Raw genomic sequence first — 14,054 nt, forward strand, 5'->3', positions numbered from 1 at the left:
GCTGGCAACCTTTAAAAGTGAGGCTTATTGGTTACAGAATCTAATAAACTCTTCCAATAAAGCAGTTAGGGGTTCTTCGTTGCGGTATGTTGACCAATACTTACGTTGAAAATCCCAATTCGCTAATTGTAATTCAACAATTTCACCACGCTTTATTTCTTCTTTAACAGCCAGATATGGCAAGACGCTGACGCCAATACCTGTACCTATCGCGCGTTTTATCGCTCCCATCGTATTCATTGATAATTCGTGCTGAATGTTGATTCTAGCGCTTTTTAGTAGTTGTGTATTACGTAATCTCGATACTGACATGGTTTCATCCAGAATCCATAATTGTTCTGATAGCAACTCTGCCGTGATATTTTCATTAATAATAGGATTATCACAACTTGTTACTAGGCAAATTTTATCTTTAATCCATTGCTCATACTGAAGGTTATTAAGGCCAGGTTTGGCATCTACAAATCCTAAATCTAGCTCTTTTTCTGAGACCATTTTTTCAATCGTTAAACTGTTATTAATAACCAGTTTTATATCAACCAAAGGATGTAGCTTTTTAAACTGCGGAATTTTACGAGATAAAATATAGTTACCGGCGGTTTTACTACTGCCGACTTTAATTGTGCCACCGACTGCATTACGTTCTGCAAACATTTGCTCTAACTGCGTCCCTTTAGACAGCATCTCATTGGCATAGGGCAAAATGACCTCACCATTATCATTAATAGTCAGTCCGTTACTGCTACGCTCAAATAATCGAGTCCCAAGAGAGCTTTCAAGCTCTTTTAACGCCATGCTCACCGCAGGGACAGACATATGTAGTATTTGTGCTGCTTTCGAGATCTGTCCATTACTATGAATAGCTTTAAAAATGGTTAATTGTTTGAGGGTGATTTTCATCAATTATGCGCCGTCTTTAAATGATATAAGTGATTATAACTGAGTATTTAAAAACCATCCTAAAATCAGACATTAGCATGTCTTTTTTGTAACCTCGCTCAAGTTTTCGTAAAAACTTTTAACTTAAAACGCAGCGCTAGAAAAGAGAGAGGTTCTAGCGCTGCTAAACGTCATTAAAAGTCGTATCTAATACCGACTGTGAAAATATTGTCGTCTTCTAAATCAATAACGGGACCTGTATTTTCAACCCGATATTCACCTTCATATTTAGCGTAATGAGCAAATACTATTGTCGACTTCGCGAAGCGGTAGTCAGCACCAATCACAAACGAACTAATATCGACATCAGTAGCACGGTTATATTCACTTGAAGAAGCCGCACTATTTTTAAAGTACTTACCGAAACCAGCTTCATCTTTGCCAATTTCAGCTTTTAGATTAACGCCATTTAGATTATAAATGGCACTAAGGAAGTAAGAGTTACCTTCTTTATAACTGTAAGCTTGGCTTTGAGTATTTTGGAATAATCCACCTAATTTCACGTTGCCAAATTTAACCTGCGCCACGCCTCGATAAGCGTCTACACCGCCAATAGTGTTATATGCTGCTGCGAGGTAATAAGCCTGCTTTTTGAGTTTCTTGTCACCTGCGATAAGACTTATTGCATACTGTTGCTCGTTATAGTCAGTCCGAGCACCGTTTTCATCATATTCAGCATAATTGTCATCCATTAAATAAGTTGCATTAAAAGTAATTAAATCGGCGACTTTAGGAGAGTAATAAGTTATTCCATCAGCTTTACGAACTTGGCCTGCAATCATACGGTTATAAGCTGCGTTGGTTAGTGCAAACGCTTCTGCAGTACCTTTGGAGGTTTTCATGACAGTATCGTTTCGACCAACTAACACTGTACCTAGATTTGTTTTTAAACCTAAATAGGTATTTCTTGGTTTGAATAAGTCATCGTTACCTTCATTTGTTGCTGCGTTTACTTGTAACTCGACGCGATAAAGTACCTCAATATCGTTAGCAATTGTTTCACTTCCATGAACGCCTAATCTAGAAAAATTATTTTCAAGCACAGTGCCAGATTTTCCATTCTGCGTTGTTGCACCGTTATCCGATTCTGTCAGCGCCATTTCTAAACGGCCATAAAATTGTGGAGAATCAGCCAATGCTGCTGATGAGCTTGCAGATAACATTGTTAATAGTGCGAGTGATAATGTCGATTTTTTCATGTTCAATCCCATGTTCTATAAATAAATTTTATATAAGTCTTATTTTTTAAACGTTATGAATTAGTTAATTAGTGAATTAAATTTTTATTATGTGACTCTTGTTAAGTGCCTAATCTGTTTTTCTCTTTGTATAAATAATCAAAAAGATTTTCGGACTTTGGCTTGCTAAATTTGCTGATTAATATCGTAGAGATTTCAAATTTTATTTATTTGAACGTGGGTCACAGCTGTTTATTTTTTGTTGCGGTTTAAGGAGAACTGAACAGGTTTTCATAAAAACTTAACCAAATATTAAATTTGATGAAGATCGAAGTTTTGCTACCTCTTAGTGAGTAATCTTGCTGCAACAAAAAGCGAGATATAAAAAACTCATAAAGGAACGACACATGAAACTTAAATACTTAGCTTCGGCAGTAGCAGTGATGATGCTTACGTCTGGTAGTGCAATTGCAAAAAATGATTTAGCCTCTTTTCATACTGAAATGGGTGATTGTCAAACTTGTCACGTCACTGGAAAAATGAAAGACATTAAGAAATCAATGACGGATAGCCAGACTCATGAAAATGCACAATGTCAGGACTGCCATGGTAGCTATGCTGATTTAGTCAATGACAAGTTAGAGTTTGATCCTCATGCATCTCATCTTGGCGACATTAACTGTACGTCTTGTCACACAGGGCACGCTAAACCTGAACTAACTTGTAATAACTGCCATAACTTTGAAATGGAAATGCCATTTGCCGATGCTAAAGAGAAGAAAAAGTGGGATGGCGATTGGAACCAAGACAAAATCCAAAAAGCCATTGATAAAGGCCCAGTAGAAACGGTTGATGTGATTGTTGTTGGCGGCGGTTCTGCTGGATTTAACGCTGCAATTTCAGCCAAAATGGCAGGCGCGAATGTCGTATTGTTTGAAAAAGCACCTTATACAGGGGGGAACTCAATGTTAGCCGCTGGTGGTATCAATGCTGTCGGTACTCCTCAACAAAAAGCGAAAGGCATCGAAGATTCTGTTGATTGGTATGCAGAAGATGCAATGAAAGGTGGTCGCTATAAAAACGACCCTAAACTGGTACAAATCTTAGCTGAAGAGTCTGCTGGTGCCGTTGCTTGGCTTGAGTCTTTAGGTGCAAATATGGATGACTTAAAACGTTCTGGAGGCGCACGTGTTGAACGTACTCATCGTCCTTCAGGTGGTGCATCTGTTGGCCCACATATTATTGATACTTTACGCGTTGCAGCAAAAGAGCGTGATATTCCTGTACGTGTAAACTCTCGTATAGAAAAAATTGTGTTAAATGACGATAAATCAGTCGCTGGTGTTGTGGTGCATGGCCGTCATTCTGGTTATAACATGGTCGCTGCGGATTCTGTTGTGTTAGCAACGGGTGGTTACGGTATGAACAAACAAATGGTGGCTTATTATCGTCCAACCATGAAAGATATGACCAGCTCAAACAACGTGACCGCAACGGGTGACGGTGTATTACTGGCTAAAGAAATTGGCGCATCGATGACTGACATTGACTGGGTTCAGGCGCATCCTACCATTGGTAAAGATAGCCGTATTCTTATCTCAGAAACCGTGCGTGGTGTTGGCGCTATTATGGTGAATACAGATGGACAACGCTTTATCAGTGAATTAACAACTCGCGACCGTGCATCTGATGCGATTTTGAAGCAAAAAGATCAGTATGCTTGGTTGGTATTTGACGAGCAGTTAGTTGAGAAAAAGAAAATGGTGCGTGGTTACGAGCATTTAGGAATGCTAAGTAAAGCAAATACCATTGAAGAACTTGCGAAAATAACAGGTATGAAGGATTTACCTAAAACAGCAGCTGATTACAACAAGTATCAAGCAAGTGGTAAAGACGAGGCTTTTGGTCGTGAAGATATGCCAATTAACTTAACTAAAGCACCATTTTACGCTGTTAAAGTTGCACCTGGTATCCATCACACTATGGGTGGAGTTGCGGTCGATACCGATGCAAATGTGCTTAACTTGCAAAGCTGGAAAATGGATGGTTTATTTGCTGCTGGTGAGGTGACAGGTGGTTTACACGGCCATAACCGTTTAGGCGGAAACGCTATTGCTGAAACTGTGGTATTTGGACGTAAAGCTGGCGAAAATGCAGCTAAACACGCACTTGAAAAGAAATAGCAATTAACTAGATTCATCATCCCTAAATCCCCACAAGGCCAAGTCTCATCAGCTTGGCCTTTTTATTTAAGAGCGTAAACTTGAGTGTCAGCGGCTAATGATTTCTATTATTGTTTCAGAAAGTGTTTTGTGATTTGTTTGTTTTTAAGTTAACTGCGTTATACAAGTAGGTGTAAATGAGTATAATAATTTTAAGGTAATTGACTACCTTGATAAGATTACAATCGATAAAATGGAATGAAGTACGATATGGATATTAACTATTTAGCAATGCTATTGATGGCTTTGCAACCTTTCATTATTTATTACACTGTCTACAAACCAAGCGAAAAATCAAAGTCTGATAATGAGTTTCATCAATCCTTTATTACCATTCCTCCCAGTTTTTCATTCTTTTATTTTGAGCAATTTGGTTATGCGTTTGCCATATTAACTGTTGTGGCGCTGTTAGGTATCGCACTAAGTCAAATCATACGTAAAACGGCAGGTAACGCTGTAGAAGTAAAAAGTCTGCTTGTTTTTGGTACAGCTTGGTTTTGTAACTTTGGTATCGGCTACACAATAATAAGTTTTTTTTCTGGTGCTTCAGATACTTCAAACTCTTCGGAAGTCGCAACGCCTTTATTGTCTCTAGATAGCGTATTTAGCGCACTAGGTGTTTCGCTATGCATGTTTATCGGGGTCATCATTTGGACCTTGAGTCGAGCGTTAGAAGTGTATAAAACCAATGAAACTGAATTTTCAGATCTGTTGATCATGCCTTTTGCGGCATTAGGTGGGTTTAGCCCTGTATTCGGTGACTATTTTATTATCAGTTTACTACTCAACTTTTGTTTTATATTTGCTGTGTCTAAAGTGTCGATAGAAGCTCATAACGATCCTTCAATGGGGGGCGTTGGTTTTTTCTATATGTATTTATTTATGATGGGAGCGGGTGGGTGTGTGCTCGTAAAACTAGGGATGTTTATTAGCCAGTTATTTTAAAAAAAATCAGCCTCATTTGAGGCTGATTTTTTAATTGTCAGCATTAGGTTAAACCCTGCTGTTATTTAACATTCTCTCGACGTTAAATTATAAGCTGATGACATCAAACGTTACGTTAGGGTTTACGTCTGCATCATAATCAATACCGTCTATACCGAAGCCGAACAGTTTCAAGAACTCTTCTTTATATTCGTTATAATCTGTTAATTCAGCTAAATTTTCAGTGGTTACATCAGCCCACAAGTCGCGGCAATGTTTTTGAATCTCTTCGCGTAATTCCCAATCATCAAGACGTAAGCGATTACTGTCATCTGTTGCTGCAGCTTGCCCGTCTTCACGGAATAAGCGTTCGCTAAACATGCGATAAATTTGATCCATACAGCCTTCATGCACACCTTCTTCACGCATCTTTTTAAAGACCATGGCAATATAAAGCGGCATGACAGGAATTGCAGAACTTGCTTGAGTCACTACACTTTTAAGTACAGCAACATTAGCAGAACCGCCAGTCGCAGATAACTTTGTATTCAGTGCATGTGCAGCTCTATCTAAATCCATTTTGGCTTTACCCAATGCACCGTGCCAGTATATAGGCCATGTGATTTCAGTACCGATATAGCTGTAAGCAACTGTTTTACAATTATCGGTTAATACACCAGCTTCGCTAAGTGCATTCATCCATAATTCCCAGTCTTCTCCACCCATTACCGTAACGGTGTCGGCAATTTCTTGCTCAGTAGCTGGCTCTACAGATGTTTCAATAATGGTGTTTTTATTGGTGTCTACAGCCGTTGCTGTATAAGTTTCACCAATTGGTTTAAGGCTTGAACGGATGACTTCGCCAGTATCAGGTAGTTTACGAACTGGTGATGCCAGTGAATAAACGACCATATCAATTTGGCCTAAGTCTTGTTTGATAAGCTCAATGACTTTTTGCTTAGCTTCGTGACTGAACGCATCACAGTTAATGCTTTTTGAATACAGGCCTTCAGCTTTAGCAAATTTATCGAAATAAGCTGAATTATACCAACCAGCTGTACCTGGTTTCGTTTCGGTGCTTGGTTTTTCAAAGAATACACCGATGGTGGCTGCGTCACTACCAAAAGCTGAGGCAATACGTGATGATAAGCCATAACCACTTGAAGAACCGACAACTAATACTTTTTTAGGGCCGTTGGCAATTTTACCTTTGGCTTTGGTTAGTTCAATTTGTTCTTTGACGTTTGCTTCACATCCTAGTGGGTGAGTTGTGGTGCAAATAAAGCCGCGTGTTTTTGGTTTAATAATCATAATTTTTCTTTTTCCTTTAACATTGGCCTTAGGATAAATAGTTAGCCATCGAAATGGCACTTATTTTTAGTAAAAAAGCCAAAATAACTCAGTGGTTGGAGCAGTTTATCGCTTTGCGGTTAACTGAGCTTGCTCAGCAATGAGTCTTCGAGTGTATTCTTCTTGCGGGTTTTCAAATAATTCTGCAGTGGTATTTTTTTCAATCAATACCCCTTTATTGAGCACCATCACCTTGTCGCTAAAGTGTCGGACGACATTGAGGTTGTGGGTCACGAAAATATAAGATAACCCCATATCTTTTTGTAGCTTTAACAGCAGGTTTAAAATTTGCGAACGCACCGATAAATCGAGTGAGGTTAATGCTTCATCAGCAATAATAATTTTAGGATTAAGCATTAATGCCCTAGCAACTGCGACCCGCTGTTTTTGTCCTTCCGATACCATATGAGGGTAAAAACTGGCGTGCTCTGGCAATAAACCGACTTTTCGTAACGTATCGACGACCTGAGCGATTCGTTCTGCTCTTGGCATTGCCGTATTAAATCTAAGTGGTTCTTCAAGTAGCTCACCAATGGTCAACCTCGGGTTGAGTGATGTATTAGGGTCTTGAAAAATCATTCGAATCAATCTACAACGCTGCTTTAAGTTTTTAGCTTCTAGCGCTTCGCCTTCAAACTCTATGGTTCCGCCAGAACGTGATTCTGCTCCAACTAACATACGAGCCAAGGTGCTTTTACCTGAGCTAACCTCACCAACAATGGCGAGTGTTTGGCCTCGTTCTAATTCAAATGAGACAGGGGACAGCGCATGGTTGTACTGAGCTTTAAAGCGCTTGTAGCCCGTAAAATAGCGCTTACTTAGTTCGGTTACTTTAAGTAATGGCGTTGTCATCTTCTATCTCATTCTTGTATGGAAAGTGGCAGGCATAATAGCGGTCTTTTTCGTGAGTAAGACTCGGCTGTATTACACATTGGCGCTCAGCATCTGGACATCTAGGTCCGAGCCGACAACCGGCAGGTAAGTGCTGCAATGAAGGGGATGAACCTGGCATAGAAGGTAAATATGATTTGTGTTTTAACTTGCCAGTATGTTCAGGCAAGTTTTTGAATAAAGCCTTTGTATATGGATGATAAGGGGAGGTAACTAACTCAGCTACCGGCCCCGTTTCCATAATTTGACCACTATACAAAATACTGATGCGATCGCACCATTTAACTAGCGTTTCTAATTCATGGCTAACCAGTAGAATTGAAACGTTTTGCAATTGGTTAAGCTGGGACAATAAACGGAAGATTTGCGCTTGAGTACTAAGCTCCATTGAGTTTGTAGGTTCGTCGGCAATTAACAAACGTGGATGATTTGCGACAGCCATTGCAATCATGACTTTTTGGCATTCACCTTCCGATAGCTCCCAAGGGTAGCTTTTCATAATGCGTTTAGGGTGTTTTATACCCACTTTATGCAGCCACTTTTGCGCCGTTAATCGCGTGTCTTTAGCACGTCGCCAAAAGGGCACCGCTTTATTGGGGGTTAACGACTCGATTAATTGACTGCCAATGGTTTTCACCGGATCTAAACTACCTGATGGGTCTTGAAATATCATCGTCATATCAGAGCCCATTAGGTTGCGGCGCTGTTTTGTCGACATTTCCATGAGGTTTTGCCCATCCCACATCATACGATCTGCAATGATGTTCCAGTTCGGACCAAGTACTCCGAGTACGGCTTTTGCTAACAAGCTTCGGCCAGAGCCAGACTCTCCAACTAAACCATGAATTTCACCAGGGTTAATGGTTAAACTGACCTTTTCAAGGACTTTGACTTTGCCCTGTGGCGTATCAAGCTCAATGGTGAGATTTCTGATATCGAGTAATGGCATAAGCTTAGTTTCTTATCGGCGCTAGTGCCGAGCGTAGTCCGTCACCCACTAAGTTGATGGATAAAACGGTAAACAAAATGGCAAGGCCTGGAATGGTGATTGTCCAAGGTGCAATGAGCAAACTGCTTAACCCTTGAAATATCATTGAGCCCCATTCAGAGCTTGGGGCTTGTGCACCAAGGTTTAAAAAGCCTAAGGCAGCAATATCAAGAATCGCCACCGAGATCGCAATGGTGGTTTGTATGATTACCACTTCCCATACATTGGGCATAATGACATACCAGAAAATTTGCAGTGAACTTGCACCATCCAATCTTGCAGCAGTGACGTACTCTTTTTGCAGTTCTTCATGAACCGCTTGGTGAATAGCTCTTACAAACTGTGGTGTTAATGCGATGCCAACAGCCCAAAAAACATTGCTTAACCCTGGGCCTGTAACTGCCACCACCAAGATAGCAAGTAGGAGTGATGGGATGGACAGTAGTGCATCAAATAGATGGCCAAGGATACTGGATTTTAATCCACGCATCATGCCTGACAAAGAGCCAATAATAAAACCCACGACTAATGCGCAGACGACAACGATAAGCGACATACCAAAAGTCAGTCGAACGCCATGTAAAATTCGGCTGAATAAGTCTCTGCCTAAGTCGTCAGTGCCGAGAAAATGGGAAACATGGCCTGTTGGATCCCAAGACGGGGGTAGTAATATCGCATTTGGGTTTTGCATCTCAGGTTGAAAAGGAGCCAGCAAAGGGCCAAGGACGACGAGTATCAATAAGAAAATAACAGCCCACAAACCTGCAACAGCAAAGGGGTTACTAGCGAATGAACGCCATAACTCCCTTAAGGGGGAAGTGATCTGTTCCTCTTTATAGAGGTGATTAATTGGCATACATTTCTTTCCTATTAATTGGGTTAATAGAGGTATGCACAAGTTCGATCATAATACTTAAAAAGATAATCAATAACGAAACAGATAAAATCCCAGCTTGTATCACTGTGTAATCACGCTGGTAAATACCATTGATAAGCCAAGAACCTACACCAGGCCATGAGAATATAACTTCAACAACGATACCATAGCTGGCAAATGAACCGAGCATTAACCCAAAGGCTTTCAGAACAGGAATAAGCGCATTGGGAAGGGCGTGCTTAATTAAAATACGGTAAGTATTTAACCCACGAGCCTCAGCTGCGCGGATATACGTTTGAGTCATAACAGTCATCATTGCTTGGCGAGTAATGCGAATGACGACAGTAAAAGGTAGGACTGCTAACGTCACTGCAGGTAATATGATATGTAAAAGTGCATCTTTAAAAGCAGACATACGATAGCTTTCTTCTGACAATAAAATATCAATCAACATGATCCGAGTAACGGGTTCTATTTCATATAATAAATTTATCTGCCCAGAAATGGGTAACCACTCAAGCTGCACCCCAAACCATAGAGATAATGTCAATCCTAACCAGAACACAGGAATTGAATAGCCTGTTAGTGTTACGGCTAAAATACTACGTTGAATCGACTTACTTTTACTTAAAGATGCCAATACCCCTAAAGGGACGCCAAAGCAGATAGCAATGACTCCAGCAAACATAGACAGCTCAAACGAGGCGGGCAAAACGGCACTCAATTCGTCTGCGACACTTTGTTGAGAGTTGATAGATATACCGAAATTGCCACTTAAGCGCTGACTTAGGTAAGCAATAAATTGACTCAGTTGGTTACCATCGAGATTATAATCTTCAGTGGCCTGAATTTGTTGCTCGGCAGTCGGGGTTTGAATACCTGTTAATGCATAACTTTTGTCTACAGGGAACATACCTGTGGCAAAAAATAGCACTGCCATCATGACTAATGAAGTGGCAAAAAATAGATTAATTCGTCGGAGTAGGTAGCGCCACATTAGCGAGTTTTCTCCTCATTAATTAATTGCACATTGGAGAAAGACATTCCGCCGTATGGGTTGACATTTTTAACCGCAACGTCGGTATTCTTAAGCAGTAGCTTCTGTGCATGAGCAAGATTTACCATAGGAACATTCTTGGTGATTAACGTCTCAGCTTGTCTATAAAGCCGCTTACGCTCTGACATTACACGTGTTTCTTTTGCTTTGGCTAATATATTATCTAGTTCTGCAGAACACCAGCGAGAACGGTTATTGTTCGATTCTAATGCGCTGCAACTTAATAGAGGAGTAAAAAAGTTATCTGGATCAGTATTATCGGCATTCCAGCCAATCAGTACGGAATCATAATCACTGGAAATTAACTTCTGAGTAAATACACTCCAGTCATAGCTGACAATATTGACTTTAACACCGATATTGGCAAGGTCTGCTTGAATCAACTCGGCTGTTTTTAGTGCATTAGGATTGTAAATCCGCACCACTGGCATCGCCCAAATATCAAATGTTAAGTCCGTTACTCCTGCTTCATCCAATAAATATTTGGCTTTTTCTGGGTCAAAATCATTAGCATCTTCAATTTCTGAATAAGCCCAGGATGCTGGTGGTAAAATACCTGTCGCGGCAACAGCTGTGTCATGGTACACCACATTAAGGATATTCTGTTTATCTACAGCATGGGCTAAAGCCTGGCGAACTCTGACATCATCTAAAGGAGGCTTTTGGGTGTTAAATGCCCAAAATGCAACATTAAACCCCGGTTTTGTACTGACCTCTAGGTGCTTATGTTTGCTTATGACTTTAAGTTCATTGGCTTTAGGCAGGGCTGAGACTTGGCAGTCTTGAGTAATAATTTTGGCTAATCTTGCTTCGCTTTTAGGAGTAATATCAAATACAAGTAAATCTATTTCTGCATTTTTTCCCCAGTAATACTGATTGCGTTTAAAGCGAATGTAATCGTTTTTGACGTATTCAGCTAAATAAAACGGCCCAGTGCCAATGGCAAAATAATCTAGATTTTCAGGGGTGCCAGCCTCGAGTTGTTGCTCAGCATATTCAGCAGATAAAATTACGGCAAAGTCCGTGGCAAGATTAGATAAAAAAGAGGCATCTTTATAGGCAAGGTGAAAGATGACTTCATGGTCATTCACTTTTTCAATGTCAGTCACTAAGGTGGAAAAGTCGATACTTTGGAAAAAAGGATAACCGGTACGACTGACGAGATGGTAGGGATGTTCAATATTGATGATTCGCTCAAAAGAGAAAATGACATCATCCGCATTCATGTTGCGAGACGGGTTAAACAGTTCATTATATTGAAACTGTACGTTTTCACGTAAAGTGAAGTGATAACGTAAACCATCTTCGGATACGCGCCAGTCAGTGGCAAGAGATGGGATGTAATCAGAAGAGTCATTGTTGTATTCAATTAGGCGGTTATATAGCTGATGTGAACTTGCATCAATCGTCGTGCCTGATGTAATTAGTTGCGGGTTAAATGTTTCTGGATTTCCTTCTGAGCAATAAACTATCCCTGACGGAACATTAAGCTCACCACAAGCTGTGACTAAAAAAGATAGTACACAGAGAAATGCTAATGGATTCCAGCGTTCTGTATTTACACGCATTTTTTCATCATTTTATTTAGACTATAAGTGTCTATTTTAGCAGTGTTAATAACTTGGGAGCAAATATCATATTAAGCCTTCTCCAACAGATTATATTTTTTTAATATCCCACGTAGTTGATGATAGCTTAAGCCTAGTAACTCAGCAGTTTTCTTTTGATTAAATTGGCTTTCAGAAAGAGCACTTTTTAATAATTCAACTTCGTAGTTTTCTGTGTGTTCCTTAAAGTTAATCGGGAAGGTTACTTTATTGTTTGCAGCATTATTGTTTGAAGTACTAGGCTCCACATTAGTATCTTGTTCAGATGATGTTGGTGCATCATCAATCATATTTGGCTTAGCGACAGGTTCTAGCTGACGTTCTCGTGTTCTAACACGTTTTGTCGGGCGGTAAGGGGAAGCAAATGGATCTAAAATAATGTGGTCAATTTCATCCCCTTCTGAGCCACGACGATAAACGCTTCGCTCGACCACGTTTTTAAGCTCGCGAATATTACCTGGCCATCGGTGACTCATTAGTTGTTCAATAGCCACAGGACTAAAACCACCAAAAAAGTCTAAATCTAGTTGTCTTGCCATACTGACAGCAAAATATTCCGCTAACGGCATAATATCTTCTGTACGACAGCGAAGCGGAGGTAAGGTAATGACGTCAAACGCCAGTCTATCGAGTAAATCTGCGCGAAACTCACCATTTTCCGCCAAGGTTGGTAAATCTTCATTTGCAGCACAAATTAAACGAACATTGGTTTGTACCGTTTTACTGCCACCAACACGTTCAAATTCACCATACTCAATTACACGTAATAGTTTTTCTTGAATAAGACCAGAGGTATTAGCAAGCTCATCTAAAAATAACGTACCATCATCCGCACGTTCAAATCGGCCTTCATGTTTACCCTTAGCCCCAGTAAAAGCACCAGATTCATGGCCAAACAACTCACTTTCTAATAAAGATTCACTTAAAGAAGAACAGTTTAGTTTAATGAACTCTTGATCCCAGCGCGCAGATAGGTAATGTAATCGCTCGGCAATTAACTCTTTACCTGTACCACGTTCACCGATGATTAATACGGGTTTAGAAAGTGGGGCAACTTTAGACACGTGTTCTAAAACTTCTAACAAAGCATTAGATTGTCCGATAAGATTGTCTTGCTCAAATTGTCTAGTCACTGTAATTTTTAGTCTAATACGCTAACAAGTGGTGAAAATCATAATAGTTGGCTAACGCACTAAAATAAAGAAAAAGTTAATTTTTTGGTTATATCATTGAAATATAATGTTTTTGTGAAGTTGGCACAGGTTGTGAATAATAAACTTCGACACTAACAAAATATTTGAGGGAAACATTATGGGAATCTTCTCACGCTTTGCAGATATCATTAATTCAAACATCAGCGCTTTATTAGATAAAGCAGAAGATCCAGAAAAAATGGTACGACTGATTATTCAGGAAATGGAAGACACGCTGGTAGAGGTTCGTTCAACGTCTGCAAAAGTATTAGCAGAAAAGAAAGAATTACTCCGCCGTATTAGCCGAGTACAAGAACAAGTTATCGACTGGCAAGCAAAAGCAGAACTTGCTTTATCTAAAGATAGAGAAGACCTTGCGAAAGCGGCACTGGTTGAGAAACAAAAAACAGTGACCATGCTAGAAACACTTGAAATGGAGCTTCAAGTAGTTGAAGAGCATATTGCCCGTCTTAAGCAAGAAGTTGAACAACTTCAAGAGAAGCTTAATGATGCAAGAGCACGTCAAAAAACGATTATTATGCGCAAGCAAACTGCCTCTTCACGCCTAGAAGTGAAAAAGCAGCTTGATTCGAGCAAAATTGACGATGCGATGGCGAAGTTTGAAAACTACGAGCGCCGTGTAGAAGGCTTAGAGTCACAAGTAGAAGCTTATGACCTAGGTAAAAAAGGTAATCTGGCTGATGAATTCGCAGCATTAGAAGCTGAAGACTCTGTTAATGAAGAGCTTGAAGCGTTAAAAGCGAAAGTTAAAGCAAAGTCAGCGCCTAAATCAAAAACTAAATCAGACAAGTAAACTTTTTTCAGAGG

General features: G+C 40.0%; 12 protein-coding genes. 3 read left to right on the top strand and 9 right to left on the bottom strand.

Going from position 1 to position 14,054, the window contains the following annotated elements; all coding sequences use genetic code 11:
* Nucleotides 1-24: 24 nt before the first annotated feature.
* The gene (locus tag SJ2017_RS08075) at nt 25-900 is read right to left on the bottom strand and encodes a LysR family transcriptional regulator (RefSeq protein ID WP_080915436.1); all 876 of its coding nucleotides are present in this window, start codon (nt 898-900) and stop codon (nt 25-27) included.
* Nucleotides 901-1,073: 173 nt separating this feature from the next.
* On the bottom strand, nt 1,074-2,138 hold the full coding sequence (locus tag SJ2017_RS08080) for a porin (protein WP_080915437.1): 1,065 nt from the start codon (nt 2,136-2,138) through the stop codon (nt 1,074-1,076).
* Between the two features lie 386 nt (nt 2,139-2,524).
* On the opposite strand from SJ2017_RS08080, the gene SJ2017_RS08085 reads away from it, so the two are divergent.
* Nucleotides 2,525-4,300: a flavocytochrome c gene (locus SJ2017_RS08085; protein ID WP_065108373.1), complete on the top strand. Its 1,776-nt coding sequence runs from the start codon at nt 2,525-2,527 to the stop codon at nt 4,298-4,300.
* A 237-nt stretch (nt 4,301-4,537) separates the two neighbouring features.
* Complete coding sequence (locus SJ2017_RS08090; RefSeq protein ID WP_167692901.1) at nt 4,538-5,284, top strand: hypothetical protein; 747 nt, start codon at nt 4,538-4,540, stop codon at nt 5,282-5,284.
* An 87-nt stretch (nt 5,285-5,371) separates the two neighbouring features.
* Here SJ2017_RS08090 and fabV read toward each other — a convergent pair whose 3' ends face one another.
* From fabV to pspF, 7 genes are all read right to left on the bottom strand, one after another.
* A complete protein-coding gene (gene fabV, locus SJ2017_RS08095; protein WP_065108371.1) occupies nt 5,372-6,574 on the bottom strand; it encodes an enoyl-ACP reductase FabV in 1,203 nt (400 codons plus the stop codon).
* A 105-nt stretch (nt 6,575-6,679) separates the two neighbouring features.
* Nucleotides 6,680-7,465, bottom strand: coding sequence for a peptide ABC transporter ATP-binding protein (locus SJ2017_RS08100; protein WP_080915439.1), 786 nt, complete (start codon nt 7,463-7,465; stop codon nt 6,680-6,682).
* The gene (locus SJ2017_RS08105) at nt 7,446-8,453 is read right to left on the bottom strand and encodes an oligopeptide/dipeptide ABC transporter ATP-binding protein (protein ID WP_055023866.1); all 1,008 of its coding nucleotides are present in this window, start codon (nt 8,451-8,453) and stop codon (nt 7,446-7,448) included. The genes SJ2017_RS08100 and SJ2017_RS08105 overlap by 20 nt, the downstream gene beginning before the upstream one ends.
* A gap of 4 nt (nt 8,454-8,457) precedes the next feature.
* Entirely contained in the window at nt 8,458-9,348 is an 891-nt protein-coding gene (locus tag SJ2017_RS08110; RefSeq protein WP_055023865.1) for an ABC transporter permease subunit, read from the bottom strand.
* Nucleotides 9,338-10,366 (bottom strand): ABC transporter permease, encoded by a 1,029-nt coding sequence (locus SJ2017_RS08115; protein WP_080915440.1) that lies wholly within the window; start codon nt 10,364-10,366, stop codon nt 9,338-9,340. The genes SJ2017_RS08110 and SJ2017_RS08115 overlap by 11 nt, the downstream gene beginning before the upstream one ends.
* Nucleotides 10,366-11,994 carry an ABC transporter substrate-binding protein gene (locus SJ2017_RS08120; RefSeq protein ID WP_080915441.1) on the bottom strand — a complete coding sequence of 543 codons (1,629 nt, stop codon included), beginning with the start codon at nt 11,992-11,994 and terminating at the stop codon, nt 10,366-10,368. The genes SJ2017_RS08115 and SJ2017_RS08120 overlap by 1 nt, the downstream gene beginning before the upstream one ends.
* Nucleotides 11,995-12,065: 71 nt before the next feature.
* Entirely contained in the window at nt 12,066-13,166 is a 1,101-nt protein-coding gene (gene pspF, locus SJ2017_RS08125; RefSeq protein ID WP_080915442.1) for a phage shock protein operon transcriptional activator, read from the bottom strand.
* 178 nt (nt 13,167-13,344) lie between these two features.
* Here pspF and pspA point away from each other — a divergent pair, with 178 nt between their 5' ends.
* Nucleotides 13,345-14,040 carry a phage shock protein PspA gene (gene pspA, locus SJ2017_RS08130; RefSeq protein WP_055023861.1) on the top strand — a complete coding sequence of 232 codons (696 nt, stop codon included), beginning with the start codon at nt 13,345-13,347 and terminating at the stop codon, nt 14,038-14,040.
* Nucleotides 14,041-14,054 lie beyond the last annotated feature (14 nt).

The sequence above is a fragment of the Shewanella japonica genome (assembly GCF_002075795.1).
In the GTDB taxonomy this organism is placed as follows: Bacteria; Pseudomonadota; Gammaproteobacteria; order Enterobacterales; family Shewanellaceae; genus Shewanella; species Shewanella japonica.

Coding starts and splice junctions, on each gene's coding strand:
- SJ2017_RS08075 (WP_080915436.1), bottom strand. CDS start 900: ATGAAAATCACCCTCAAACAATTAACCATTTTTAAAGCTATTCATAGT.
- SJ2017_RS08080 (WP_080915437.1), bottom strand. CDS start 2,138: ATGAAAAAATCGACATTATCACTCGCACTATTAACAATGTTATCTGCA.
- SJ2017_RS08085 (WP_065108373.1), top strand. CDS start 2,525: ATGAAACTTAAATACTTAGCTTCGGCAGTAGCAGTGATGATGCTTACG.
- SJ2017_RS08090 (WP_167692901.1), top strand. CDS start 4,538: ATGAAGTACGATATGGATATTAACTATTTAGCAATGCTATTGATGGCT.
- fabV (WP_065108371.1), bottom strand. CDS start 6,574: ATGATTATTAAACCAAAAACACGCGGCTTTATTTGCACCACAACTCAC.
- SJ2017_RS08100 (WP_080915439.1), bottom strand. CDS start 7,465: ATGACAACGCCATTACTTAAAGTAACCGAACTAAGTAAGCGCTATTTT.
- SJ2017_RS08105 (WP_055023866.1), bottom strand. CDS start 8,453: ATGCCATTACTCGATATCAGAAATCTCACCATTGAGCTTGATACGCCA.
- SJ2017_RS08110 (WP_055023865.1), bottom strand. CDS start 9,348: ATGCCAATTAATCACCTCTATAAAGAGGAACAGATCACTTCCCCCTTA.
- SJ2017_RS08115 (WP_080915440.1), bottom strand. CDS start 10,366: ATGTGGCGCTACCTACTCCGACGAATTAATCTATTTTTTGCCACTTCA.
- SJ2017_RS08120 (WP_080915441.1), bottom strand. CDS start 11,994: ATGCGTGTAAATACAGAACGCTGGAATCCATTAGCATTTCTCTGTGTA.
- pspA (WP_055023861.1), top strand. CDS start 13,345: ATGGGAATCTTCTCACGCTTTGCAGATATCATTAATTCAAACATCAGC.